Origin of the sequence: Marilutibacter chinensis (assembly GCF_021725675.1) — a bacterium.
Taxonomy (GTDB): domain Bacteria; phylum Pseudomonadota; class Gammaproteobacteria; order Xanthomonadales; family Xanthomonadaceae; genus Marilutibacter; species Marilutibacter chinensis.
Map to the genome: position 1 here is coordinate 81,935 of NZ_JAKJPO010000004.1, position 25,434 is coordinate 107,368.

The following is a 25,434-nucleotide window of genomic DNA, read 5'->3' on the forward strand; positions in this document are numbered from 1 at the left end:
ACGAAGTCGTATGCTGCTACGCGTGGGTACCGAACTCGACGCCGCCCCCGACACGCCAGCCCCCGGTGCCGCCGAAGGCACGGACGCGCCGGCGCGGCAAACGGAAGCGGCGTCGCTGGAGCAGTTCCTGTCCGGCATCGGCGTGCGTGCGTTCCGTTTCGCCGAGGCCGGGTTGCGCCAGCGCGACGACGCCCTCGACGCGGTGCAGGACGCGATGATGAAGATGCTGGCCTACAGGGAACGCCCGGCCGTGGAATGGACGCCGCTGTTCTGGAGCATCCTGCGGCGCCGGGTCATCGACATGCAGCGGCGCCGGCGTTTCCGGCTCGGCTGGCTGTCGCCGGAGCCACGGCACGAGGACGGCGCCACGGTCGAATGGGCCGACGAGGGCCCCGACCCGTCGCGGGCGCACGACAGCCGCGAGGGCTACACCCGGCTCGCCGGGGCGCTCTCGAGCCTGCCGGCCCGCCAGCGCGAGGCATTCACCCTGCGCGTGCTGGAGGAACTCGACGTCGCCACCACCGCGCGGGCGATGGGCTGCAGCGAAGGCGCGGTGAAGACACACCTGTCGCGGGCCCGCGAGGCCCTGCAACGGAAACTGGAGGACTGGCGATGACCGCCACGCACGATACCCATCGCGGACGCACCGAGCCCCCGTCCGGACCGGCATGCGACGCCGTCTTCGATCGGACGATGCAGCAGCTGCATGCCGCGTCGCTGCAGCAGCTGACGCCCTCGACCCTGGCACGGCTGCGTACCGACCGCCGGGCCGCGCTGTCCGCCTCGCATCGCGCGCCGCTGTTCGGCTGGGGCCTGGCGAGCGCCGCCGCGGCCGTCTGCGCGCTCGCCATCGGCGTGGCGTGGCTGCGCACCGAACCATCGCCGGACGCCGCGCCGGCGCAGGTTGCGCAGGCCGCCACCGATGCCGGCGAAAGCACGGCCGGCGATGCCCTGCTCGCCGCCGAGGTCGAAGCGGTGATGGCGCCGCTCGACGAAGATCCCGACCTGTACCTGTGGCTGGCCGCCAACGATGACGCCCTGCCGTCGATCATGGAGCGCTGATGATGTTCCGCTATCGCACCCGCAACCCGCTTCCCAACGCACCGCGCACGCGCGCGCCGCGGCGCCGTCTGGCCCTGCTGCTCGCATGTCTAGCCGCACCTGCGGCGCTGGCCGGCGACCCGCCGGACAGTCCGCCGTCCGCGCCGCCGCCGGCATGGGAGCAACTGACCCCGGAGCAGCGTGAAATCCTGATCGCACCGGTCCGCGACCGCTGGAACAGCGAGCCTGAGCGTCGCCAGAGCATGCTCGAGCATGCCCGCCGCTGGCAGGAACTGACCCCCGAGCAGCGCCGCCGGGCCCGCCATGGCCGCCACCGCTGGGAGCACATGAGCCCGGAGCAGCGCGCGCAGACCCGCGTCCTGTTCCAGACGATGCGCGGGATGGACCCCGAACAGCGCTCGGCGCTGAAGGCGCAATGGCGGCAGATGACGCCCGAACAGCGACGCGAATGGGTGGAGCGGCAGCGCGGGGAGGAGTGAGGAAGCGCCGACCGGCAGCGAGACAGCCGGACAGCCAGCGCCCCGCCGCTATCCCGCGACGCTCTCCCGTTCGGGCCAGACCGTCTTCGCCAGCAGTTCGTCGTCCCAGTCGAAGCCGATCGCGCCGTCCTTCAGGAACAGTACCGCGAAGTTGAGCAGGTTGCGCGCGTACATCTCGCTCGCATGGACCGCGCCGCTGCTGGCCAGGTTCAGCGGACCGGCCACGGTCACACCACGCGCGTCGATGGTCTCACCGGGCCGGGTCAGCTCGCAGTTGCCGCCGGTCTCGGCGGCGAGATCGACGATCACGCTTCCGGGCCGCATGCCGGCCACCATCGCCGCGGTGACGATCTTCGGCGCCGGCCTGCCCGGGACCGCTGCCGTGCAGACGACCACGTCGATGCCCTTCAGATGCTCGGCGAGCCGCCGCTGCTGCTCGGCGCGCTCCTCGTCGGTGAGCTGACGCGCGTAGCCGCCTTCGCCGGCCGCGCTGACGCCGAGGTCGAGAAAGCGGCCACCGAGCGACTCGATCTGTTCGCGCGTTTCCGGGCGCACGTCGAAACCCTCGACCTGGGCACCGAGCCGCCTCGCTGTCGCGATCGCCTGCAGTCCTGCGACGCCCGCGCCGACCACCAGCACCTTCGACGGCCGGATCGTGCCGGCGGCGGTGGTCAGCATCGGGAAGAAGCGCGGCGCGAGCTGCGCGGCGATCAGCACTGCCTTGTAACCGGCCATGCCCGCCTGCGAGCTGAGCACGTCCATCGCCTGTGCGCGGGTCGTGCGCGGCAGGCGCTGCAGTGGGAACGCGACGACGCGACGCGCGCGGATCTCCCGGGCGCCGGCCTCGTCGGCCTGCGGTACGAGCAGGCCCACCAGCACCGCACCTTCGCGCATGCGTGCGATCGCGTCGGCCGTGGGAGACTGCACGCACAGCAGCAGGTCGGCCGCGGCGTAGACAGCGTCGGCATCGTCGAGCAGTGTCGCGCCGGCCTGTGCATAGGCGTCGTCGGTGAACGCGGCGCCCTCGCCGGCGCCGCGTTCGAGTACCACCCGCGCGCCAGCGGCGACGAACTTGCGGCAGGTTTCCGGGGTGATCGCGACCCGGCGTTCGCCTTCGGCCCGCTCGCGCACCGCGCCGACGTTCACCGTCGCGCCTGCCGGTCCATCGGTCGGATTGCCTGCCGTCTCTGCCGCCATGCCTGGACTCCGCGAAGGGGCGTCACGGCCCCGATCTGCGCGATCCTAGCAAAGCGCCGGACGCGCGCGGCGGCACCCGCAACGGATCGTCCGCGGCGGAGCCGGCGGACGATCCGCCCGGACGCGTCGATACGATGCCTCAGTCGGCCTCGGCGGTGTTGTCCAGACGCTCGCGTACGCGTCGCATCGCCTCGTCGAAGGCGGAACGCTCCGAACCGACGACCAGCCGGCCGTCCTGCTGCATCACCGCCAGTTCCTCGGCGGAGGCGACCAGCACCCGCAGGCCGCGCCGGTTGACCAGCAGGAAGCGGGATGTCATCGGACTGATCCAGGCGACCTTGGCGGCGACGATCTCACCGTGCACGTCGGTCAGCCGCACCCAGTCGCCGACCTTCAGCGCGCGCATGCGTTCGGCGATCGCCGGATCGTGGCCGATGGTGGCGGTACCGCCGGCCAGCCACAGCCGACGCTCCTCGCCGGACTCCACCGTCTCACCGCCCGCCAGCGGCTTGGCGGTCTGCGCGCGGCGCGGACCGTCCGGAGTGGCCAGCGCGCGCACCAGGCCGGCCATGCCGTGCTGGGCAGCGCTGTCGTCGAGTCCGGAACTGGCCAGGCAGCGCAGGACCAGGGGTTCGATCGAAAGCAGGTGATCGGCCAGTTCGCGGCCGCGGTTCTCGGCCGCCAGCTGATCGGCGCGCAGCAGCGCATCGCCGAGCGCGATCGCTTCCTCGCGGCGCTGCGGGTCCTCGTCGCGCAGCAGGGTCTGCACGATGTGATGACGCCATGGCATCGCCAGGAAGTCGGCGACGGCAGGGGTCAGGCGGGTGGTCCGCAGGCGCTTCATCAGCGCCTCGTCGGCGGTCTCGCGGGCCTGGTCCAGGCGCTCGCGGCCGAGCGTCGCCTTGACCAGCCGCTCCTCCTGCAGCGCACTGCGACGGCGGTGCTGGCCGAGCAGGGCGTCGAGCTCGGCATGCGCCAGCTCGAATACGGCGATGTCCTCGTTGTACTCGGCGACCACCCGCTGCGAGGCGGCGGCCGCGCGGTCCAGCAGCTCGCGCTCCTGCGGCGTGCTCGCCTGGTTGCCTTCGCAGGCTTCGGTGATCGCATCGAGCAGCTTGCGCGCCGGATGCTCGCGGTGGACGAACAGGCCGTCGTCGGTCAGCGCGACCTTGACGTAGGGCAGCACCAGGCGGCCGTACAGGCGGCGCGCGCGGTCCTGCAGCGAATTGGTGCGGAACAGCGAATCGAACAGCAGCGCGACCAGGTCGATCGCATCTTCCTCGTCGGCACTGAAACGGGTCTGGGACGGATCGACGCCGATCCGGCGCGCGCCATCGCTGAGGTGGTCCCGTATCGCCGAGCCGAGCCGGCCCGGCCCGGCCAGCGCACGCGCGAACGCGTCCGGCGGCTCCGACTGCAACAGGCTGACTACGCTCAGCATCTCGTCGACGCGCAGTTCGCGCCGCACGCCCAGGCCATGGTCCTGCCTCGCAGCCGGCGCCTGTGCCAGCGCCGCCGCGCCGCCGGCCTGCGGCGTCTGCAGGGAACCGTCGCGCCACATCCGCAACATCGTGCGCAGATCGGCCATGTCCTGGCCGGGCATCGCCATACCGCCGCCGTAGCCGCCCGGTGCGCCTGCGTGGCCACCGCCGTATCCGTTGCCATTGACGTATCCGTCCATCTGTCCCATCACACCCTGCATCGCCTCCATGCCTGTCATCGCTCCCTGTCCCCGGTAAGGCACGGCCTCGACGGTCTCGTGCCGATAGCCGTGCTGCGTCGATGTATGGGAGGACGGGCCAGGCCGCCCGTATCCCGTCGCTGCAAGCAAGGCATTGGCCTTGCCATAGAAGTCGCCCAGCCGGCGCGTCAGCTCGCCCTCGTACTGACGGAACAGCAGATCGCGCACGTGCTGGGTGGGCTCGGTCTCGCGGAAGGACTCGACGAACGCCGCGACCAGCCGCTCCGGCCCGACCGGATTGGCGACTTCGGGCATGCCCAGCGCCTCCGCCATCGCATGCAGGCGCTGGCGCATCGCCTGCAGCGGTTCGGCGAAGCGGCCGCCGAGCGCTTCGACCACGCGCTGGCCGTCGAGATGGAAGGCCAGGTGGGAATCCTCGATCAGGCCGAGCGGCAGATCGCCACGCGTGCGCACGCGCAGGCCGCGGAAGTCGTCGAAGCCCTTGGCCAGTTGCTGGCGATAGCGCATCAGCAGCGTCGCCGCCTGCTGGCGCAGCATCCGCAACGAGGTCAGATCCTCGAAGTGGCCCGGGCCGACGTCGCCGGACTGCAGCGCGATCGACAGCGCCTGCTCGATGCCGGGATACAAGCTATCGGGGATGCCGCCGAGCTGCTCGACCGCCTGCCGCTTGATCTCTTCAAGGACGCGCAGCGGTTCGCTACGCGTCGCGTGCGATTGGGTGAGTACACTCATCCCCGGATCCCCTATTCGACCGGCGCCCGCTGGGCCGGCTGGTGACGCAGAACGCCGGATTCCGGCGTAGAACGCAGCATAGTGGCAATATGAGTCACTTCGTGACCGCCCGGCACCCGACCTTCCCGAACTGTGACTGATGTCGCCCATTGACCCGCGTCCCACCGCATCCGATATCGACCTTCTCCAGGCGCTGGACAACCGCCGCTCGGTACCGGCCCGCCAGCTCGGCGACCCCGGCCCCGACGACGCCACCCTGCTGCGCATGTTGCGCTCGGCCTGCCGCGTGCCCGATCACGGCAAGCGGGTGCCGTGGCGCTTTCTCGCGATCCGGGGCGACGCCCGCCATGCGCTGGGCGAACGCCTCGCCGCGCTGACCCGGCAGCGCGACGACGACGCTGGCGAGGCCGCGATCGAGAAGGATCGCCAGCGCTTCTCGCATGCGCCGCTGGTGGTGACGGTGATCGCCCGGCTCGGCCCGGACGAGAAGATCCCGGAACAGGAGCGCCTGCTGTCCGCCGGCTGTGTCTGTTTCGCCCTGCTGCAGGCCGCGCAGGCCCTGGGCTTCGGCGCGACCTGGCTGACCGGCTGGCCCGCCTATGACGCGACCGTGCACGGTTGGCTGGGGCTGTCGGAAGAGGAGCGCATCGCCGGCTTCATCCACATCGGTACACCGCAGATGGATCCTCCCGAACGCGATCGCCCCGATCCGGCCGCATTGCTGGACGAGTGGGTGGACGACCGTGCCTGACCGGCATCGCACGCGCGCGCCGGCGGGCACCCGTGCCACGTCGTCCGCGGGTCCGTACGGTGACGCGGCGGCCGGCGTTCGGGCAGACTGACGCGGATGAAGACGCTCTACCTCGTCGACGCCAGCCTGTACGTATTCCGCGCCTGGCACTCGATGCCGGACGAGTTCAGCGACGCCGACGGCTGGCCGACCAATGCAGTGCACGGTTTCGCCCGCTTCCTCGCCGAACTGCTCGAACGCGCGCGCCCCACCCACATCGCGATCGCCTTCGACGAGGCGCTCGACTCATGTTTCCGCAACGGGATCTATCCGGCCTACAAAGCCAATCGCGAGCCGGCGCCGGAAGCGCTGAAGCGCCAGTTCGCGCATTGCCGGGCACTGTGCACAGCACTCGGGCTGGACGTGCTCGCGCATGGCCGGTACGAAGCCGACGACCTGATCGGCAGCGCCGTCCATGCCGCCCGCATCCACGGTTTCCAGGCGGTGATCGTGTCCGCCGACAAGGACCTCTCGCAGTTGCTCGGCGACGGCGACGAACAGTGGGACTACGCGCGCAACCAGCGCTGGGGCGCGGCCGGCGTGCCCGCCCGGCACGGCGTGGAGGCGCGCCAGATCGCCGACTTCCTGGCGCTGACCGGCGACAGCATCGACAACATCCCCGGCGTGCCGGGGATCGGCGCCAAGACCGCCGCCGCGCTGCTCGCCCATTTCGGCACCCTCGACGCGCTGCTGGAACGGATCGACGAGGTGCCGTTCCTGCGCATACGCGGCGCCGCGGGCACGGCGAAGAAGCTGCGCGAGCATCGCGAACAGGCCCTGCTGTGCCGGCAACTGACCACGATCGCGCTCGATGCGCCACTCGAAGGCGCCCGCCCCCATTTCGCCCGCGGCCGTGGCGACGCCCACGCGCTGATCGCGCTGTGCGAGGCGTTGCGCTTCGGGCCGCTGACCCGGCGCCGCCTGCACGAGGCCGCGGGCCTCGAGTACGCCTCCGGCTGAACCCGGCGAGCGCGGACGGTCCATTCGCGGGCGGTCATGCGGACGCGCTAGGATCGCGGGATGGAGACCGCCACCGACGACACCGACATCGAATCGACCGAAGTCCTGTACGAGGGCCAGTGGCTGCGACTGAGCCGTCGCGGCCGCTGGGAATTCGCCGAACGTACCCACGGCAACGGCATGGCGGTGATCATCATCGCCGTCACGCCCGACGACAACGTGCTGTTCGTGGAGCAGTTCCGCGCACCGCTGGGCAGTCGCACGATCGAGATGCCGGCCGGACTGGTCGGAGACGACCACGCCAATGACACCCTGGTTTCCGCCGCCCGGCGCGAGCTGGTCGAGGAGACCGGCTGGGAGCCGGCCCGGGTCGAGGTGCTGCTGGTCGGTCCGACCTCATCGGGGATGAGCAGCGAACGCATCGCCTTCGTACGCGCGACGGGGCTGACCCGCGTCGGCAGCGGCGGCGGCGTCGACGACGAGGCGATCACCGTCCACGAAGTGCCACGCGAACAGGCGCCGGCCTGGTTGATGGCCAGGCAGGACGAGGGCTATGAACTCGACCTCAAGCTCTGGGCCGGGCTGTGGATGATCGACCGGGATCCGGATGGTTCACCGGCCGGGTGAAACCCGCCTTCAGCCGCGGATTGACGCGGATCAGCACGGACAGGGCATCTCGATATTGCTTTGTCCGTGTGATCCGTGTTGATCCGTGGCCAATCTGATCGCCCGGCTCGGTTGAAGCGATCGGCCGCGACCTGCCCATGGATCTACACCGCTCCTGCCTTGTGAATTCTCTGGACACGGATGGAACAGATCCAGCACAGGTCTCTATCCGCATCCTCCATCCACGACCGTCCGTGTCCGGAGCGATTCCGCGGACTCAGGCGAAGCGGTCGGTCGCCGCGACCAGCGCGTCGATGTTCTCTTCCTCGAACGCGGAGTGCCCCGAGGCCGGGGTGATCACCAGATCCGCCTTCGGCCAGGCCTTGTGCAGGTCCCAGGCGTTCTGCACCGGGCAGACCACGTCGTAGCGGCCGTGCACGATCACGCCGGGGATGTCGGCGAGCCTGCCGGCGTCGCGCAGCAGCTGGTCGTCGGCCTCGAAGAAACCGCTGTGCACGAAATAGTGGTTCTCGATCCGCGCGAAGGCCAGCGCGAAGTGCGGATCCTCGTGGCTGAAGGCGAAGTCGTCGTCGACGTGCAGGAAACTGGTCGCGCCCTCCCACACGCTCCATGCCTTGGCCGCGGCCAGGCGGGTCGCCTCGTCGTCGGAGGTCAGGCGGCGGTGGAACGCCGAGATCAGGTCGTGGCGCTCGACCTCGGGGATCGCGGCGACGTAACGGTCCCAGGCGTCCGGGAACAGCCGCGACGCGCCCTCCTGGTAGAACCACTCCAGCTCCCAGCGACGCAGCATGAAGATGCCGCGCAGCACCAGTTCGGTGACGCGCCTGGGATGCTTCTCGGCGTAGGCCAGCGCCAGCGTCGAACCCCAGGAGCCGCCGAACACCTGCCAGCGGTCGATGCCGAGCCGGCTGCGCAGCTTCTCGATGTCCTCGACCAGATCCCACGTCGTGTTGTCGACCAGGTCCGCGTGCGGCGTCGAGCGGCCGGAACCGCGCTGGTCGAACAGCACGATGCGGTACCTGGCCGGGTCGTGGAAGCGGCGCATCTTCGCGCTGCAGCCGCCGCCCGGGCCGCCGTGCAGGATGACGACGGGCTTGCCGTCGGGGTTGCCGCATTCCTCGAAATAGAGCGTGTGGCGGTCGTCGACTTCGAGCCTTCCGGTGTTGAAGGGCTCGATTTCGGGATAGAGCTTGCGCATGCAGTGTCTCGCTTTGCAGGTCGCGGAAGTTTAACGGCTCAAGGTTAAAGGTCCTCTTCACCCTGCCGCGCGGCGGCCGAGGGTGACGCGGTCGCGCCGTTCCAGATCCTGCTCGGTGGCGATGTCGACCAGGCCGGCCATCGCGAAGATTCCGCGCACCGCCGCTGCCTGTTCCCAGCCATGCTCGACCAGCAGCCAGCCATCGGGCTTGAGCATCGCGACGGCGCCGCCGGCGATCTCGCGGATCGCGTCCAGCCCGTCGGGCCCGGATGCCAGCGCGGCGCGCGGCTCGGCACGCAGGTCGCCACGCTGCAGGTGCGGGTCGTCCTCGGCGATGTAGGGCGGATTGCTGGCGATCAGGTCGTAACGACCGCCGGCCAGCGGGGTGAACCAGTCGCCCAGGTGGAAGCGGATGTTCGGCAGCGCGAGTTCCCGCGCATTCTCGCGGGCCACCGCCAGCGCCGCGGCACTGGCGTCGACCGCATCGATCCGGGCCCGTGGCCGTTCCAGCGCCAGCGCCAGCGCGATCACTCCGCTGCCGGTGCCGAGGTCGGCGAGCGCCAGACCGACGTCGCGCGGCAGCCGTTCCAGCGCCAGCTCGACCAGGCGCTCGGTTTCCGGGCGCGGGATCAAGGTGGCCGGACCGACCCGCACTTCGAAGCGCCAGAACCCGCGCCTGCCGGTCAGGTAGGCGATCGGTTCACCGGCGCGGCGACGCGCGAGCAGCGCCTCGAAGGCGGCCAGAGCCTGCGGCTCCGGTTCGGCGTCCCCGTGCGCGAAAAGCCAGCTCGACGGCCGTCCCAGCGCATGCGCCAGCAGCGCCTCGGCGTCGCCGGGTTCGGTCTGCCCGCGGGCGGCACGCAGCAGTTCGTCGATGCGGGGCATCCGGGCCAGGCCTCATCGGGTACGGATCGGCTGCACATCCTACCGCTCCGCCCGCTTTCGGCCGCCATGGCGTCGCGAAGCCTTCATGCCATCGGCGGAGGATGGGGGCGCCACGCATGCCCGAGGCGTCCCGGCCAGAACATAGTCAGAACCTATTGAATCAATTCGATCAATCAACTTGATCGATTTCAGCCCGATCCCTAAGCTTTTCCCTATCGCGGCCGGCACGGTGGCCGCGCATTCTCCCTCCGCAGACCATAAGGAATGCTCCTGATGTCGCTTATCAACACACAAGTCCAGCCGTTCAAGGCCACCGCGTTCCAGGCCGGCGAGTTCGTCGAAGTCACCGACGCCAGCCTGAAGGGCAAATGGTCGGTCCTGATCTTCATGCCCGCCGCGTTCACCTTCAACTGCCCGACCGAGGTCGAGGACGCCGCCGAGCACTACGCCGAATTCCAGAAGGCCGGCGCCGAGGTCTACATCGTCACCACCGACACCCACTTCTCGCACAAGGTCTGGCACGAGACCTCGCCGGCGGTCGGCAAGGCCCAGTTCCCGCTGGTCGGCGACCCGACCCACCAGCTGACCCGTGCGTTCGGCGTGCACATCGAAGAAGAGGGCCTGGCCCTGCGCGGTACCTTCATCGTGAACCCGGACGGCGTGATCAAGACCCTCGAGATCCACGACAACGCGATCGCCCGCGACATTTCCGAGACCCTGCGCAAGCTGAAGGCCGCCCAGTACGTCGCAGCCCACCCGAACGAGGTCTGCCCGGCCAAGTGGAAGGAAGGCGAGAAGACCCTGGCGCCGTCGCTGGACCTGGTCGGCAAGATCTGATCCGCGGCCGATCGACGCGCGCGTCCGGCGCGCGGCACCAGCAGTACCCGGGCGGCGGGCGCGAAGCCGCCGCCCATCCCGCCCGAAGGGCGGCGCGGCAACCCGAAGTGCCGCACGGCGCGTCCCGGCCGGCTCGTGCCGGGGCGCCCCTCCGGCTCCGCCCGGCGGACACCCGGACCTGATGCACGCCCTCCCCGCTTCACAACGTCGCGTTTCACGAATGTCGCGGCGCCCGGGCACTCCCTCTCTCCCCCTCCCGGGCGCTCGCGGCGTTCACCCCACCCCACTTCCCGGAGTCGTTTCCATGCTCGACGACGCACTCAAGACCCAGCTGAAGGCCTATCTCGAAAAGGTCGCGCATCCGATCGAGCTGGTCGCCTCGCTCGACGACGGCGCCAAGTCGAAGGAGCTCGACGCCCTGCTACTCGACATCGCCGGTCTGTCCGACAAGGTCGAGTACCTGGGCGACGGCAACGACGCGCGCCGGCCCTCGTTCGCGATCCGCCGCACCGGCACCGACGTGCAGGTGCGGTTCGCCGGCCTGCCGATGGGCCACGAGTTCACCTCGCTGGTGCTCGCCCTGCTGCAGGTCGGCGGCCATCCGCCGAAACTTCCGGACGACGTGATCGCACAGATCAGGGCGATCGAAGGCGAGTTCCACTTCGAAACCTACTTCTCGCTGTCGTGCCAGAACTGCCCGGACACCGTGCAGGCACTGAACGCGATCAGCGTGATCAACCCGAACATCCGCCACGTCTCGATCGACGGCGCGCTGTTCCAGGACGAGGTCGAGGCGCGCGAGATCATGTCGGTGCCCACCGTGCTGCTGGATGGCAAGCCGTTCGACCAGGGCCGCATGACCGTCGAGCAGATCCTCGCGAAGATCGACACCGGCGCCGGCGAACGTGCCGCCGAGCAGATCAGGCGCAAGGAAGCGTTCGACGTCCTCGTCGTCGGCGGCGGCCCGGCCGGCGCGGCGGCCGCGGTCTATGCCGCGCGCAAGGGCATCCGCACCGGCGTGGCGGCCGAGCGCTTCGGCGGCCAGGTGCTGGACACGATGGCGATCGAGAACTTCATCTCGGTGCCGTACACCGAGGGCCCGAAGCTGGCCGCCGCGCTGGAACAGCACGTGCACGAGTACGACGTCGACGTGATGAACCTGCAGCGCGCGACCGCGCTGGTCCCGGCGACGGAACCGGGCGGGCTGATCGAAGTGCGGCTCGCAGGCGCCGACGGCAAGCCCGGCGCATCGCTGAAGTCGCGCTCGGTGATCCTGTCGACCGGCGCGCGGTGGCGCCAGATGGGCGTGCCCGGCGAGGACGAGTACCGCAACAAGGGCGTGGCCTACTGCCCGCACTGCGACGGCCCGTTGTTCAAGGGCAAGCGGGTCGCGGTGATCGGCGGCGGCAATTCCGGCGTCGAGGCCGCGATCGACCTGGCCGGGATCGTCAGGCACGTGACCCTGATCGAGTTCGACGGCAGGCTGCGCGCCGACGAGGTGCTGCAGCGCAAGCTGCGCAGCCTGCCCAACGTCGACGTGATCGTCAGCGCGCAGACCACCGAAGTCATCGGCGACGGCAAGAGGGTCGCCGGACTGCTGTACAAGGACCGCGACAGCGGCCAGCTGCACCGCCTGGAGCTGGAGGGCGTGTTCGTGCAGATCGGCCTGCTGCCGAACACCGAATGGCTGAAAGGTACGGTCGAACTGTCGCCGCGCGGCGAGATCGTGGTCGACGACCGCGGCCAGACCAGCGTGCCCGGGGTATTCGCCGCCGGCGACGCGACCACGGTCCCGTACAAGCAGATCGTGATCGCGATGGGCGCGGGCTCGACCGCAGCGCTCAGCGCCTTCGACCACCTGATACGCACATCGGTACCGACAAGGACCGCGGCGCCCGAGATGGAAGCCGCATGATCCCGAAGGCCCGTTCCCGCCGGAGCGGGCCTTCGTCGTCCCGCGCTCCCGCGAGGGCGCATGGATCCGCCGCGCAGCTTGCGCACGGCCGGCCACGACGGATCCGTGTCGTCCAGACCCCGTCATCGGAGGAACACCGTCGTGAACCTGCGTGACCTCAAGTACCTCGTCGCACTGGCCGAACACAAGCACTTCGGCCGCGCCGCCGCCGCCAGCTTCGTCAGCCAGCCGACGCTGTCGACCCAGATCAAGAAACTCGAGGACGAACTCGGCGTGGCCCTGGTCGAGCGGGCGCCGCGGCGGATCATGCTGACGCCGGTCGGCCACGAGATCGCCGAGCGCGCGCGCAAGGTGATCGCCGAGGTCGAACAGATGGCGGAGATCGCGCGCCGCAGCCGGGACCCCGAAGCGGGCTCGGTGCGGCTGGGCATGTTTCCCACCCTGGGCCCGTACCTGCTGCCGCACGTACTGCCGCAGTTGCGCGAGCGCTTCCCACGCCTGGAACTGCTGCTGGTCGAGGAGAAGACCGACCAGGTCCTGGCTCGCCTGCGCGACGGCCGTCTCGACGCCGGCCTGCTCGCGCTGCCGATCCACGACGACCAGCTGCACGTCGAACCGCTGTTCGACGAACCGTTCCTGCTCGCGGTGCCGCGCCAGCATCCGATGGCGACGCACGACCACCTCGCGCTCGAGGAACTCGACGACCAGCACCTGCTGCTGCTCGAGGAAGGCCACTGCCTGCGCGACCAGGCGCTCGATGTCTGCCGCATGGCCGGCGCCGACGAGCGCGACGGCTTTCGCGCGACCAGCCTGGAGACGTTGCGGCAGATGGTCGCATCCGGCGTCGGCATCACCCTGCTGCCGGTGCTGGCGGTGCAGCCGCCCGTCCCGCCGTCGCCGGACATCCGTCTGCTGCAGTTCGACGGCGAGGCGCCGCACCGCCGGATCGCGATGGTCTGGCGCAAGAGCTCGGCCATGGATGGCTTCCTGCACAAGCTCGCCGACGAGTTCCGGCATCTCCCCGCCACCCTGCTGCAACCGCCGTCGCCGCCGACGGCGGGTAGTTAGCGTCGCGCACGGACCTCGTGCGGCACGGGCCAGCGGCCGGGCATGACGTCATCCACTGCAGGCCGACCAATACCCAGCCGTCCGACCGGCGTGCTCAGCACGGATCGACGATCTTCTCGAAACGTCGCTGCATCTCCTCCGGTGCGACCTCCTCGATGCTGTGGCCGATGTTCCAGCGGTGCCCGAACGGGTCGCGGACCACGCCCGAGCGCTCGCCGTAGAACATGTCCTTCGGCGCCATCAGCAGGGTCGCACCGTGGGCGAGCGCGCGCTCGACGACCGCATCGGCGTCGTCGACGTGGATGTGCAGGGTCACGCTGGTCGCCGCGTCCGGATCGGGACGGCGGATGCCATACTCCGGGTACTCCTCGCACAGCATCAGGGTGCAGCCGCCCAGCGAGACCTCGGCGTGGCCGATGCGGCCGCCGGGTTCGACCAGGCGGAACAGCTCGGTCGCTCCGAACGCATCCCGATAGAACGCGATCGCCTTCCCGGCGTCGTCAACGCATAGATAGGCGAACAATTCGTGCACGGCCATCGCATCACTCCTGCCTGTCAATCTGGTATCGAACGGGTGGGGCCAGCGTGCCACCGTCCATGACCACGGTCTTGAACGAAATTGACCGGCGGTTCAGCCCGGATCAGCCACCGGCAGGTGCTGTGCGCTGGCCGGTCGCACGCTCCGGTAGACGCGCGGCGTCACTCCGCTCAGTTCGCGGAACTCGCGGGTGAAGTGGGCCTGGTCGCTGTAGCCGGTGGCCAACGCGATCTCGGCGAGCGCATCGCCACGGGCGAGCCGCTGCAGTGCGCGCTGGAAGCGCCGTACCCGGGCATAGCGTTTCGGCGACAGCCCGACCGCCTCGCCGAAGCGGGCGATGAAATGACGATGGCTGCAGCCCGATGTCGCCACGGCATCGGCGACGCTGCCACCGCGGCCCAGCGCCTGCAGCGCTCCTGCGACCTGCGGATGCAGGCAGCCGACCGGCCGCAGCTGCGAGCGCAGCGCCGCGGCGAACCGCTCCAGCTGGCGGGCGGGGTCGGACTCGTCCAGCAGGCGCTCGAGCAGTCGATCCGCGCCCGCACCCCAGATCAGCTCCAGCGGAACGTGCCGCCCCTCCAGTTCGATCGCGCTGCAGCCCAGCAGCGCCCGGGCCGCGCCCGGCCTCAGCACCGCACCGACCGAACGCGTCGGCACCGAAGTGTCCTTGATGCTGTAGCGCGCCCGGCACCCGGCCACCACCGCCCGGGACACCACCTGGCCGGCGGCGTCGCCGGCTTCGGCATGCAGCCGCAACGGCGCATCGAGCCGGATCGCCAGGTGCATCGTCCCGCCCGGCAGCGAATGTTCGCGGGACGTGCGCGCCGCGCTCCCGGCCGAGACCCACAGGGACTCGACGTAGGGTCGCAACAGATCGCCTGGCTGGATGCGGACCATGCGCGGACGATACACCCGTCGCCACGCTCCCGTTGCCACGACGGATGGTGCGTTGCCCGCCCGGGCCCGGAGGCCCGCCCGCGACATCCCGGCGCCGATTCCGGCGGATGGTGGCATGCCCTATGCTCCGGATCGCAAACGCTGGAGGGGGACACCGGATGGGGCGGAGGGCATGGATCGGGCTGCTGCTGATCGCAGCGGGCATCGGCTGGTGGCATTCGCCGTACTCGCCGCGCGATCACGGTACCGCTTACGCCGCCGACGCGGACTGTCCGCCGCCGCCGCGGGTGACGCCGGGCGATCCGCCGCTGCAGACCGCGATCGCGGGCCCGGTCGCCGGCATAGAACTGCCCGCTGCCCGGCTGACCCCGCTGGCGGGCTTCAGCGTCGACGCCCGCGTGCTGTCGCGCCGCGACTACCGGCGTGATCGCGAGGCCGGGCTCTCGCCGACCGATCTTGCCCTGGGCTGGGGCCGGATGACCGACGACCGGGTGCTCGGACGTCTGGCGATCAGCCAGTCCGGCCGCTGGTATCACTACCGCTGGCAAGGCGAACCGCCCCTGCCTCCGCGCGAGATCGCCAGTTCCAGCGCCAACATGCATCTGATTCCCGCCAGCGGCGACGTCGCCGAACAACTGCGGGCCGTCGAGCCCGGAGACCGCATCCGCATCGACGGCTGGCTGGTCGAAGCACGGGCCGCGGACGGCTGGCGCTGGCGCAGCTCGACCTCGCGTACCGACACCGGGGCAGGCGCCTGCGAGGTGATCTACGCGTGCTCGATCGAGAGGAAATGAGGCTTCAGCACGGCCCCGGTCGTCGTTGCATCACGCGTTCGTCCGGCTGGGCATGACAGGCTGACCCGCGCACCGGCATGCCGCGCACGACGGTGGTCGCGGTCCGCAAGACCGCAACATGGATCAAAGACCGGCTGCCAGACTTCCGATCGAACGGCATGAAACCCGCAACGGCGCCGCCCGTGGCGCCCAGTCCATGGAGTGCGTGATGGAAACGATGGAATTGCACCGCGGTCGCCTGGTCGACCATGTACAGCTCGTCGTCCGCGACCTCGACGCCAGCCGGCGCTTCTACGAGGCGGTGCTGGAGGTCCTTGGCATACCGATCAGCGGCGAGGGCGAAGGCTTCTTCTGGGCCGACGAGCTGGTCGTCTCCGGCGCCGACAGCCCGGCCGCTCTGGGCGAACTCACCGGTCGCGTGCATCTGGCCTTCCAGGCCCGCGACGAAGCAATGGTGGATGCGTTCCATCGCGCCGCGCTCGCCGCCGGCGGCCGCGACAACGGCGCCCCGGGGCTGCGTCCCTACCACCCCGCCTACTACGGCGCGTTCGTTCTGGACCCCGACGGCAACAACATCGAGGCGGTCCATCACGGTCCCGCGCAACGCAGCGCGGATTCGGTGAAGGTCACGTTCGAGACCTGACGGCAACCGGGATGGCAGCCGCAACATCGCCATGACGTCGCATGGAACGGCTCCGGCCGGCTCTCCCTGCGCTGAACAACGTGCCCGCACCTGCCGGACGTTCAGCCGGCGGTGCGCCTGAACCGTGACGCGGGGCCCGATGCAACGCGAATCTTGCGTTCCGCAGACGCATCGCTAACACCGGGCTTCCCCGGCATTCACCGCCGCCCGCGTAGTGTCGGGCTCGAGCCATCCTCCCTCCCCCGTCCGGATGGCAATCAGGCAAGAAGGAGTCCCCAATGACCACGAACAACGCGCACATCGATATCGACGACCGGAACGCGGGCCCACGCTCGCGGCAGATGGCATTCGGGCGCCTGTGGCAGCTCGGCGCCCGCTCCGCCCTTGCCGCGATGTTGCTGGCGGCCACCGCCTACGCGATCGCCAACGCACCGGCGCAGGCCGGGGAGCCGGAAGAGACACAGACCGTGAACGAGGCCGAGTCGACCCAGCCGGTCGAGGACACGTGGATCACCACCAAGGTGAAGAGCCAGTTGCTGGCCGAGGGCGAGGTCGAGGGCAGCGAGATCGACGTCGACACGCTCGAAGGCGTGGTGCACCTGTCCGGCACCCTCGGCAGCCAGGCCGAGATCGACAAGGCGGTCGCGATCGCCCGCGCCACCGAGGGCGTGACGGAGGTGGATGCCAGCGGCCTGACCGTGTCGACCACCGACACCCGATAGGCGGCGACCTGCGCAGCATCCGGCCCTCCGCGCCAGCCGCGGCGTGATTTCCTTTCACCCCGGAACGGGCCCCGCCAATGCGGGGCCCTTGCGCATGCGGTGCACGAACGGCGGCCGGCTTCAGCCGTCCATCGCGGAAGTAGCCGGCGACGGCCTGGTGATCGTCACGCGCAGATCGCGACCGGCGACCGCCTCGTTGCCGCTGAAATCGCGCGCGGTGATCCGCAGCAGGTAGTCGCCCGGCACCAGTTCGGACGGCTGCCAGTAGCCGGTCGCGAGACGGCCGCCGCGCAGGGTGTTGGTCAGCTCGTAGCGGAAGCGCGTGACCGCGCTGCCATGCACGGTGATGCCGCTGCCGGGCGCATAGGCGACCTTCACCGCGTGCGGCTCGATCGGCATGCGGTCGAACTCGATGCTGATCCGCGGCGATTCATGGCCCGGCAACGGCCGGCCGGACGCATCGAGCCACTGGTAGCCGAGGGCATACAGGCCCAGACGCCGCCGCGGCAGGTTGCGGTCGACCTGGTCCCACGCGTCGACGACGATCCTCAGGTCGCGCGCATCGGCGGCGACCTGCACACGTCCGTCCCGGACGGGCAACGGCCTGTCGGAGACGTCGACGAGGGCGATGCCGTCGATCCGCGGCGGCTGGCTGTCCGCGTAGTTGGCGAAACCGAGCGTGGCGGCGTTGACCTCGTAGCCGCTGGCTCCGACGGCCAGATGCACGTGCGCCATCCGGTTGATCGTGCCGAGCACGTCGCCCACGGCGAAACGGGTACCGCGGCGAACGCGGATGCGCTGCGGCTCGCCCTCGTCGTCGAGGATCATCGCGAAGCGGGCGGGGTCGATCCCTTCGCCGTTCGGCAGTCGTCCGACCCGCATGTGGATGTACTGGATGGTGTCCACCGCCAGACCCTCGCCCAGGCGCCCCATGCCCCACGCGGCGAACGGGCTGGATACCTTCGCATCGGCGATCGCGACGACCGGCTGGCCGACATCGCCGCGGATGTCGAGTCCGCCGTGCAGGTGATGGCGGCTCTCGCCGTCGTAGTCGCCACGCACCTCGCCGAGGGTGCCGACCACCTCGTGCCAGCCCAGCTGCGGGTGCAGCGGCCAGCGTCCCCCGGTATCGGGCAACGGGTTCAACGCTGACGGCCCGAGCGCATCGGCATCGTGTTCCGCGCCCTCCGGCCGCGCATGGGCGGTGGCGATCATCGCGACCGGTGCGGCGGTGGCGGCCTCGTGCACGGGCGCGGCAGCCGACGCGATCCGATGGACACGGTAGGCGCCGGCGTCGCTGAGGTACAGCGCACCGTGCGCATCGACGGCGACTCCGGCAGGGCGCGAGAAGCGGCCGGGCATCTCCCGGGTGATCGCATGCCAGCGCCCGTCACCGGCGATCTGCAGCACGATCGCCGGCCGCACCCCGGCAGCGTAGAGGACGCCGTCATGCGTCCGCGTCAGCCCGATCGGCGTCGTCGGCGCATCGCGCAGCAGGGTGGTGACGTCGCCACGCGACGACACATGGCGGATATGGCCGTTGCCGGCATCGGCGACCCAGACCTCGCCACGCGCGCTCACCGCCAGCCCGGTCGGCGTGTCGAAACGCGCCTGCGGGCCGGGACCGTCGAAATCGCCGGGACGCCCGTCGCCTGCCAGCGTACCGACGGTTCCATCGGGCTGGATGATGCGGATGCGGTCGTTGTAGGTATCGGCGACGTAGACGCGGCCGCTGGCATCGACCGCGACGCCGATGGGGCCGTTGAACTGCGCCTGCGCGCCCGGACCGTCGCGGAATCCGGGCGAGCCGGTACCGGCGAGGGTACTCACCTGCCCTGCCGGGGTGAGCTTGCGGATCGCGTGATTGCCGGTATCGGCGATGTACAGGTTGCCGGCCAGATCGAGTGCGAGGCCGGACGGCGTGTCGAAGCGTGCCGTCGCAGCGGGACCATCGGCGAAGCCTTCGCCGCCGCCGGCCACGGTCGCGACGCGGCCTTCGCCGTCCACCATTCGGATCCTGTTGTTGTCGCCGGCGTCGGTCATGTAGAGCCTGGCGGTGTGGGCCGCCATGTCGGCGGCCTGCCCCGGATCGGTGCCCGTGCGTACCGGCGCCTCCCACAGCGCCAGGCCCCAGGGATCGGCGAAACGGGCACGCGCGCCAGGGCCATCGTCGGCGCCGCGCACGCCATCACCGGCCAGCAGGGAAACCCGGCCGCTCCAGTCCAGCAGGGTCCGTGGCGGGCCGGCCTCCTCGAACGGCGGCAACGCAGGCGGACGTCCCATCACGAAGGTTGCGGCCAGCGCCGCGGCGGTCAGGCCGGCGACCAGCCATATCAGGGCCCCGCGCATCCGGCTGTCATGCGTCATGTCGCTACCGACTCCAATCCGATCCGCCGGGATTACCGGCCATCCGCGCCCAGACTACGGATCGTCATGGAAGGATGCCATCGGCATGATCGCGAAATGACCGGCGATGGACGGCAGCAGGCAGCCGCGGAACCTGCGGTCAGGGCCGGGTTCCATCGCAGTGTCCCCTGCCTGCGGCAGTACCGCGCGCGAGTGGGGCTGCAGTCAGTGCCCCAGTCACAGCGGCGGTGCCGTCGGCCAGCGCCACGCCCATGACCCCGGAACCGACCACGGTCGCCAGCAGCAGCGCGGTGCCGATGGACTCGGCGAGCAGCCCGTGGGCGGCCAGACATGCGTGGAGGTCGCGCCTCCGGCCACCGCGGGGCCTCCTGCAGCGACTCAAGCAGCGCCCTGACCCGCGCGCCGATCTCGTCGCGCACCGCGCGATACCCGTCGTCGTCCATGTCGCGTGGGTCGGGCAGACCCCAGTCCTCGCGACGCTTGCAGGCACCCGGGGGGGCAGCTGTCGCCGCAACCCCTCGTGATCACCGCGTCGAACTCGCCATCGATCCCGTCCAGCGACTTGGATGCATGCGCGCTGAGGTCGTAGCCGAGCGCGGCCATGAAGCGGATCGCCTTCGGGTTGATGCGGCCGGATGGAGCGGAGCCGGCAGTGAACGCCTCGACCTTGTCGCCGCCACGGATGCGGGCGCCATCGGATTGATCATCCGCGCCGAGCGCTGGATATCACCCGGGTGTTATTGACTGTTGAAATTTACCCGGACAAAATATAGCCCACCCAATCGAGCTATCCACCACATGGACACGACGGACACGGCAACCACCCCACCCCCGCGCTATACCGCCTTCGCGGGCGACGGCATCGTCGCCCGCGGCGCACTCGCCGAGGTCGCCTGCGCGGCCGGCGCCCGGCTCGGCGATGCCGCGGGGCCACCGGTACTGGTGTTCGCCGACGACGACGGCCGGGTGATCGATCTGGACCTCCGCGGCTCCGCCGAGGACATCCGCCGGCGGCTCACGGCGGCACCCGCTGTCCCCGCCCCCGCGTCCGGGAGTCGTCGCGGCGTGCTGGAAAAGATCGGACGAGGCTCGGCCGGCGCCCGCGACGGTGCCGAAGCCGCCCGGCGCCCGCGCGGCCGGCCCCGGATGGGCGTGGTCGCGCGCGAGGTCACCCTGCTGCCGCGCCATTGGGACTGGCTCGCCGAGCAACCCGGCGGCGCCTCGGCGGCGCTGCGCCGGCTGGTCGAAGCCGCCCGCCAGACCCATGCAGGCAGGGACGGAATGCGTCGCAGCCAGGAGGCGGCCTACCGTTTCATGACCACCCTCGCCGGTGATCTGCCGGGATACGAGGAAGCCAATCGCACGCTGTTCGCCGGCGATGCCGAAGGTTTCGCCCTGCATACCGCCGATTGGCCGCGGGACGTCCGCGAGTATGCGATGAAGTTGGCGGCGACGGCGCTGCACGGCGGACAGGCGGGGCCTGCCGTCGCGGCCCGCTGAGCCGGGCATCCACAGATTGCGGCGGGCGCGTCTCCGGCCGCGAGCGTCAAGACGGGCCGGCCGGCTCAGCCGGCCTGCAGGCCAGGGTCACGCCATCGAAGCTGACCGTGACTTCGCCCCGGTGCGCGCGGAACTCAAGGCCGGTACGGGTGTAGCGGACCCCGCCGACGGCCGGTTGCGCGAACGCGATCGCCTGGTCGTTGCCCCAGGTGATCACCGCCGCGCGCGGTTCGATGCCGTTGTAGAAGGTGGCGGTGACCGGTCGGTCGTGGTTGCAGTCGTACTCGACCGGCGTCGGTGGAACCCCCCTGCCGTCTCCGATCTGCAGTTCGACGAGCCGGGTCAGATAGGCCTCGCGGACGCAGCGCGTCTTGTCGTCCGCCTTCCAGCAATCGCCGCGGCCCTTGAGCCAGCCGATCTGGGTCGCCTTGAGGACATCGCGGTGCTCGCCGGCCGCGTCCAGCGCCTCGCGATACGTCGCATCGAGGCGGCGGTCGAGCGCACCGAGCTCCGGATCGGCGCAGATCAGCCGCTCGTCCTCGCCGACGATCTGTGCGCAGTCGAACGAGGGACCGGTGGCGCGCCTGGCCGGAACGAGGCGCTCCGCGGACGCTGCAGCCGCTACCGGGCGGTCCGCGGAGGCGATCGTCGCGGCATGCGCGGCGGCATCGGCGGACGTGCGCGGCTGACAGGCCGCGACAGCAGCGGCCAGGACCAGGGCCGGGCCTGCGATGCGCATCGGCGGCGAGGGGTGGGGGCTGGGCATCACCAGGATTCTCCGGCACGACGGTCGCATGGCAACTCGCCGGGCTATGGCCATCGAAGGATGGGGCGGCCAAGCTTCACAGGCATGACGTGACGGCGACAGCAAATCCCGTGGACAGGGGACATGCGCGGCCCGCCCGGGGCCGGCCCGAGATACCGACGCCGACGCCTACGCCACGGTGCCGATCGGACAGCTGACTCCGGTGCCGCCGAGTCCGCAGTAGCCGGCCGGGTTCTTCGACAGATACTGCTGGTGCGCGTCCTCGGCGTAGTAGAACGGCGGCGTCGGGGGCGTCGTCGAGGGGCCGGCGATCTCGGTGGTGATCGTGCCCAACCCGGCCGCCTCCAGCCGGGCCTGGAAGACGTCGCGGCTCGCGATCGCGGCGGCATACTGGAGCTCGTCCTCGCAGAAGATCACCGAGCGGTACTGGCTGCCGACGTCGTTGCCCTGGCGCATCCCCTGGGTCGGATCGTGCCCCTCCCAGAACACCTTGAGCAGGGCCTCGGCCGCGATCCGCGCCGGCTCATAGACGACCAGTACGGTTTCGGCATGGCCGGTCATGCCGCTGCAGACTTCGCGGTAGTTCGGGTTCGGCGTGCAGCCACCGGAATAACCGACCGCGGTGGTGAACACGCCCGGCAGCGACCAGAACATCCGCTCCGCGCCCCAGAAACAGCCCATGCCGACCTGCAGCCGTGCCATGCCCTCGAAGGCATCGCGCAGCGGACGGCCGTGCACGTGGTGGGCGTTGTGCAGGGGCATCGGCGTATCGCGTCCCGGCAATGCGTCGCCGGGTGCGGGAAGGCGCTGCTTGAAGGCTCCTATGCCGTGCATGACGGGCTCCTGTGTGGGTGCATGGATGTGGCCGGCGCCGCCGAGCGGCCAACGACCCCGTGGGAACGGGTCGGCGGATCAGTAGTCCAGCAACGCGTGCAGCGGCACCCCGCGCGGCCAGCGCGCGCGGCCGCCGAGCGCCGCCAGTTCGATCACCACCCCGGCGCCAACCGTGGCCCCGCCCAGGCGGGCGACCAGTTCGTGCGCCGCCGCCAGCGTACCGCCGGTGGCAAGCACGTCGTCGACGATCAGGACGCGCTGGCCCTGCGCCAGCGTGCCGGCACGGGCCTGCAGCCGGTCGCGGCCGTACTCGAGCGCGTATTCGACCTCGGCCAGCGGCGGCGGCAGCTTGCCCGGCTTGCGCAACGGCATGAAACCGACCTCCAGTCGGTGGGCCAGCGCAGCGCCGAAGATGAAGCCACGCGACTCGATTCCGCAGACCAGCTCGACCCCGACGCCCTGCCAGGGGGCCGCGAGCGCGTCGATGCAGCGTCCGAACGCATCGGCGTCGGCCAGCAACGGGGTGACGTCACGGAACAGCACGCCCACGGACGGGAAGTCCGGGACATCGCGGATCCATCCGCGCAACGAGTCGACGTCGAGCTCGCCCACGCTCGTGCGATCGCGGCTCGTCACACCGTGGCCGGCGTCGTCTGCAGAGGGCATGCGGGCTTCCAGGTGCGGGGCGCGGATCAGGCGGGCACCCAGTCGCCGCCGCCGACGCAGTCTTCGTCGGCCGTGGCAACCGGTGGTTCGGACAACGGCAGCCGGGCAACGATCCCGCTGGCCTCGGGCCAGGCACTGTCCGGTACGCAGACCGCAACGACGCCGAACAGCGGCAGTTCGCCCATTCCACCGACCAGGGCCTCGCCGCGCAGGAACACCGGGATGTCGGCACTCTCCAGCGCGTGTTTGACCAGGTGGGCATCGATCAGGTTGGCGGCTTCGTAGACGACTTTCATCGGCAGGCACCTTCATCAATGGCCTCCCCCGAGGATACGCCTGTCGTCAAGGCCTGGACGTCAACGCCGCATCCGCGCGCCGGCCGGAGGTTTCCATGTTCCCGAACCGCCAGGTCCCCGAACCGCTAAACTGCACGGTCCCACCCCGCCGATGCCGCGCCGCATGTCCGCAACGCCCGAACGCCCCGCCCCTTCCGCCGCTACCGCAGACACGGCAACGGGGGCTCACGTCGCAGAGAAGCTCGCCGCCGAGAAGAAGGACTTCATCAGGCAGATCGTCCGCGACGACCTCGCCAGCGGCAAGCACGATGCGATCCGCACCCGCTTCCCGCCCGAGCCCAATGGCTACCTGCACATCGGTCACGCCAAGGCGATCTGCCTGGACTTCGGCATCGCGCGGGAGTTCGGTGGCGTCTGCAACCTGCGCTTCGACGACACCAACCCGGTGAAGGAAGACCCGGAGTACGTGCGCGCGATCCAGGAGGACGTGCGCTGGTTGGGCTTCGAATGGAACGCGTTGCGGCATTCCTCGGACTATTTCGAGGTCTACTACCTCGCCGCCGAGAAGCTGATCCGCCAGGGCGATGCCTTCGTCTGCGACCTCACCCCCGAACAGGTGCGCGAATACCGCGGCACCCTGACCGAGCCGGGCCGCAACTCGCCGTACCGCGAGCGCAGCGTCGAGGAGAACCTCGACCTGTTCCGCCGCATGCGTGCCGGCGAGTTTCCGGATGGCGCACGCACGCTGCGGGCGAAGATCGACATGGCCAGCGGCAACATGAACCTGCGCGACCCGGCGCTGTACCGGATCAAGCACGTGCCGCACCCGATCGCCGGCGCCGGCTGGTGCATCTACCCGATGTACGACTTCGCGCATTCGCTGGGCGACGCGGTCGAGGGCATCACCCATTCGCTGTGCACGCTGGAGTTCGAGGACCACCGTCCGCTGTACGACTGGTGCGTGGAGAAGGTCGACCTGGCCGGCAATCCCGACCTGCTGGAGCCGCTGACCCGCAAGGGTCTGCCGCTGGAGGCGGCGAGGCCGCGCCAGATCGAGTTCTCGCGCGCGAACATCAACTACACGGTGATGAGCAAGCGGAAACTCGCCGCGCTGGTGCAGGCCGGGCTGGTCGACGGCTGGGACGACCCGCGGATGCCGACCCTGCAGGGCATCCGCCGCCGCGGCTACACGCCGGCGTCGCTGCGCCTGTTCGTCGAGCGCCTGGGCATCAGCAAGCAGAACTCGGTGATCGACTACTCGGTACTGGAAGGCTGCCTGCGCGAGGATCTCGATGCGGTCGCGCCGCGGCGGATGGCGGTGATCGAGCCGCTGAAGCTGACGATCACCAACCTGCCGGAAGGCCACGAGGAATCGCTAACGTTCCCGAACCATCCCAAGGACGACGCATTCGGCGAACGCCCGGTGCCGTTCTCGAACGTGCTGTGGATCGAGCGCGAGGACTTCGCCGAGGTGCCGCCGAAGGGCTTCAAGCGCTTGATCCCGGGGGGTGAGGTGCGCTTGCGCGGCGCCGGCATCGTCCGTTGCGACGAGGTGGTGAAGAACGACGCCGGCGAGGTCGTCGAACTGCGCGGCACGCTCGATCCGGAGTCGAGGCCGGGCATGGAAGGCGCGAACCGCAAGATCAAGGGCACGATCCACTGGGTCAGCGCCGCGCATGCGGTCGCGACCGAGGTGCGGCTCTATGATCGCCTGTTCGACGTGCCGGATCCGGACGACGACACCGATGGGAAGACCTACCAGGACCACCTCAATCCCGACTCGCGCCGTGTCGTGACCGGCTACGTGGAGCCGGCGGCTGCCGGAGCCGCCCCGGAGCAGGCGTTCCAGTTCGAGCGCAGCGGCTATTTCGTCGCCGACCGCTACGACCACGCGGCGGGCAGGCCCGTGTTCAATCGCGCGGTCACCCTGCGCGACACCTGGACTGGCAAGGCCTGACT

Annotated in this window: 25 protein-coding genes; 14 read left to right on the forward strand and 11 right to left on the reverse strand. The window is 70.4% G+C overall.

The features are described from left to right. Nucleotides 1-10: 10 nt before the first annotated feature. From L3V18_RS08860 to L3V18_RS08870, 3 genes are read left to right on the forward strand one after another with little or no spacing between them, the layout of a single operon-like run. Nucleotides 11-616, forward strand: coding sequence for an RNA polymerase sigma factor (locus L3V18_RS08860; protein WP_237054323.1), 606 nt, complete (start codon nucleotides 11-13; stop codon nucleotides 614-616). Further along, on the forward strand, nucleotides 613-1,062 hold the full coding sequence (locus L3V18_RS08865) for a hypothetical protein (protein ID WP_237054324.1): 450 nt from the start codon (nucleotides 613-615) through the stop codon (nucleotides 1,060-1,062). Before L3V18_RS08860 ends, L3V18_RS08865 begins: the two co-directional genes overlap by 4 nt. Then, on the forward strand, nucleotides 1,062-1,541 hold the full coding sequence (locus tag L3V18_RS08870) for a DUF3106 domain-containing protein (RefSeq protein WP_237054325.1): 480 nt from the start codon (nucleotides 1,062-1,064) through the stop codon (nucleotides 1,539-1,541). Before L3V18_RS08865 ends, L3V18_RS08870 begins: the two co-directional genes overlap by 1 nt. Nucleotides 1,542-1,589: 48 nt before the next feature. Here the strand turns inward: L3V18_RS08870 and L3V18_RS08875 are convergent, their stop codons facing one another. Both L3V18_RS08875 and L3V18_RS08880 read right to left on the reverse strand, forming a co-directional pair. Next, nucleotides 1,590-2,738 carry an NAD(P) transhydrogenase subunit alpha gene (locus L3V18_RS08875; protein ID WP_237054326.1) on the reverse strand — a complete coding sequence of 383 codons (1,149 nt, stop codon included), beginning with the start codon at nucleotides 2,736-2,738 and terminating at the stop codon, nucleotides 1,590-1,592. A gap of 139 nt (nucleotides 2,739-2,877) precedes the next feature. Beyond that, nucleotides 2,878-5,172 carry a DUF1631 family protein gene (locus L3V18_RS08880; protein ID WP_237054327.1) on the reverse strand — a complete coding sequence of 765 codons (2,295 nt, stop codon included), beginning with the start codon at nucleotides 5,170-5,172 and terminating at the stop codon, nucleotides 2,878-2,880. A 139-nt stretch (nucleotides 5,173-5,311) separates the two neighbouring features. Here L3V18_RS08880 and L3V18_RS08885 point away from each other — a divergent pair, with 139 nt between their 5' ends. From L3V18_RS08885 to L3V18_RS08895, 3 genes are all read left to right on the forward strand, one after another. Then, nucleotides 5,312-5,923 (forward strand): nitroreductase family protein, encoded by a 612-nt coding sequence (locus L3V18_RS08885; protein ID WP_237054328.1) that lies wholly within the window; start codon nucleotides 5,312-5,314, stop codon nucleotides 5,921-5,923. A 96-nt stretch (nucleotides 5,924-6,019) separates the two neighbouring features. Further along, on the forward strand, nucleotides 6,020-6,922 hold the full coding sequence (locus tag L3V18_RS08890; protein WP_237054329.1) for a 5'-3' exonuclease: 903 nt from the start codon (nucleotides 6,020-6,022) through the stop codon (nucleotides 6,920-6,922). A gap of 60 nt (nucleotides 6,923-6,982) precedes the next feature. Continuing rightward, entirely contained in the window at nucleotides 6,983-7,549 is a 567-nt protein-coding gene (locus L3V18_RS08895; RefSeq protein ID WP_237054330.1) for an NUDIX hydrolase, read from the forward strand. Between the two features lie 256 nt (nucleotides 7,550-7,805). Here the strand turns inward: L3V18_RS08895 and pip are convergent, their stop codons facing one another. Together pip and prmC are read right to left on the reverse strand one after the other, a co-directional pair. Then, nucleotides 7,806-8,747, reverse strand: a complete 942-nt coding sequence (gene pip, locus L3V18_RS08900) for a prolyl aminopeptidase (protein WP_237054331.1) — start codon at nucleotides 8,745-8,747, stop codon at nucleotides 7,806-7,808. 57 nt (nucleotides 8,748-8,804) lie between these two features. After that, nucleotides 8,805-9,632, reverse strand: coding sequence for a peptide chain release factor N(5)-glutamine methyltransferase (prmC, locus tag L3V18_RS08905; RefSeq protein WP_237054332.1), 828 nt, complete (start codon nucleotides 9,630-9,632; stop codon nucleotides 8,805-8,807). A 273-nt stretch (nucleotides 9,633-9,905) separates the two neighbouring features. Here prmC and ahpC point away from each other — a divergent pair, with 273 nt between their 5' ends. From ahpC to L3V18_RS08920, 3 genes are all read left to right on the forward strand, one after another. After that, nucleotides 9,906-10,469 carry an alkyl hydroperoxide reductase subunit C gene (gene ahpC, locus L3V18_RS08910; RefSeq protein ID WP_237054333.1) on the forward strand — a complete coding sequence of 188 codons (564 nt, stop codon included), beginning with the start codon at nucleotides 9,906-9,908 and terminating at the stop codon, nucleotides 10,467-10,469. Nucleotides 10,470-10,773: 304 nt separating this feature from the next. After that, nucleotides 10,774-12,384 carry an alkyl hydroperoxide reductase subunit F gene (ahpF, locus tag L3V18_RS08915; RefSeq protein WP_237054334.1) on the forward strand — a complete coding sequence of 537 codons (1,611 nt, stop codon included), beginning with the start codon at nucleotides 10,774-10,776 and terminating at the stop codon, nucleotides 12,382-12,384. Between the two features lie 141 nt (nucleotides 12,385-12,525). Beyond that, nucleotides 12,526-13,452 carry a LysR substrate-binding domain-containing protein gene (locus L3V18_RS08920; protein WP_237054335.1) on the forward strand — a complete coding sequence of 309 codons (927 nt, stop codon included), beginning with the start codon at nucleotides 12,526-12,528 and terminating at the stop codon, nucleotides 13,450-13,452. Nucleotides 13,453-13,546: 94 nt separating this feature from the next. On the opposite strand, the gene L3V18_RS08925 is transcribed toward L3V18_RS08920, so the two are convergent. Together L3V18_RS08925 and L3V18_RS08930 are read right to left on the reverse strand one after the other, a co-directional pair. After that, entirely contained in the window at nucleotides 13,547-13,990 is a 444-nt protein-coding gene (locus tag L3V18_RS08925) for a VOC family protein (RefSeq protein ID WP_237054336.1), read from the reverse strand. 93 nt (nucleotides 13,991-14,083) lie between these two features. Continuing rightward, complete coding sequence (locus L3V18_RS08930) at nucleotides 14,084-14,887, reverse strand: helix-turn-helix transcriptional regulator (protein ID WP_237054337.1); 804 nt, start codon at nucleotides 14,885-14,887, stop codon at nucleotides 14,084-14,086. A gap of 158 nt (nucleotides 14,888-15,045) precedes the next feature. Here L3V18_RS08930 and L3V18_RS08935 point away from each other — a divergent pair, with 158 nt between their 5' ends. The 3 genes from L3V18_RS08935 to L3V18_RS08945 all read left to right on the forward strand — a co-directional run bounded on the left by L3V18_RS08935 (nucleotide 15,046) and on the right by L3V18_RS08945 (nucleotide 17,046). Further along, nucleotides 15,046-15,681: a hypothetical protein gene (locus L3V18_RS08935; RefSeq protein ID WP_237054338.1), complete on the forward strand. Its 636-nt coding sequence runs from the start codon at nucleotides 15,046-15,048 to the stop codon at nucleotides 15,679-15,681. A gap of 208 nt (nucleotides 15,682-15,889) precedes the next feature. Further along, entirely contained in the window at nucleotides 15,890-16,324 is a 435-nt protein-coding gene (locus tag L3V18_RS08940) for a VOC family protein (RefSeq protein ID WP_237054339.1), read from the forward strand. A gap of 278 nt (nucleotides 16,325-16,602) precedes the next feature. Continuing rightward, complete coding sequence (locus L3V18_RS08945; RefSeq protein WP_237054340.1) at nucleotides 16,603-17,046, forward strand: BON domain-containing protein; 444 nt, start codon at nucleotides 16,603-16,605, stop codon at nucleotides 17,044-17,046. A gap of 120 nt (nucleotides 17,047-17,166) precedes the next feature. Here the strand turns inward: L3V18_RS08945 and L3V18_RS08950 are convergent, their stop codons facing one another. Then, nucleotides 17,167-19,413 (reverse strand): gluconolaconase, encoded by a 2,247-nt coding sequence (locus L3V18_RS08950; protein ID WP_237054341.1) that lies wholly within the window; start codon nucleotides 19,411-19,413, stop codon nucleotides 17,167-17,169. A 798-nt stretch (nucleotides 19,414-20,211) separates the two neighbouring features. Between L3V18_RS08950 and L3V18_RS08955 the strand changes: the two genes are divergently transcribed. Beyond that, nucleotides 20,212-20,913, forward strand: coding sequence for a DUF2239 family protein (locus tag L3V18_RS08955; protein WP_237054342.1), 702 nt, complete (start codon nucleotides 20,212-20,214; stop codon nucleotides 20,911-20,913). Between the two features lie 46 nt (nucleotides 20,914-20,959). Here L3V18_RS08955 and L3V18_RS08960 read toward each other — a convergent pair whose 3' ends face one another. The 4 genes from L3V18_RS08960 to L3V18_RS08975 form a co-directional block, all read right to left on the reverse strand. After that, nucleotides 20,960-21,679, reverse strand: coding sequence for an MliC family protein (locus L3V18_RS08960; RefSeq protein ID WP_237054343.1), 720 nt, complete (start codon nucleotides 21,677-21,679; stop codon nucleotides 20,960-20,962). 168 nt (nucleotides 21,680-21,847) lie between these two features. Next, nucleotides 21,848-22,513 carry a peptide-methionine (S)-S-oxide reductase MsrA gene (gene msrA / locus L3V18_RS08965; RefSeq protein WP_237054344.1) on the reverse strand — a complete coding sequence of 222 codons (666 nt, stop codon included), beginning with the start codon at nucleotides 22,511-22,513 and terminating at the stop codon, nucleotides 21,848-21,850. Between the two features lie 78 nt (nucleotides 22,514-22,591). Beyond that, nucleotides 22,592-23,179, reverse strand: a complete 588-nt coding sequence (locus L3V18_RS08970) for an adenine phosphoribosyltransferase (RefSeq protein ID WP_237054345.1) — start codon at nucleotides 23,177-23,179, stop codon at nucleotides 22,592-22,594. Between the two features lie 26 nt (nucleotides 23,180-23,205). Continuing rightward, entirely contained in the window at nucleotides 23,206-23,475 is a 270-nt protein-coding gene (locus tag L3V18_RS08975; RefSeq protein WP_237054346.1) for a putative signal transducing protein, read from the reverse strand. A 163-nt stretch (nucleotides 23,476-23,638) separates the two neighbouring features. Here L3V18_RS08975 and L3V18_RS08980 point away from each other — a divergent pair, with 163 nt between their 5' ends. Beyond that, on the forward strand, nucleotides 23,639-25,432 hold the full coding sequence (locus L3V18_RS08980) for a glutamine--tRNA ligase/YqeY domain fusion protein (RefSeq protein ID WP_237054347.1): 1,794 nt from the start codon (nucleotides 23,639-23,641) through the stop codon (nucleotides 25,430-25,432). Nucleotides 25,433-25,434: the final 2 nt, after the last annotated feature.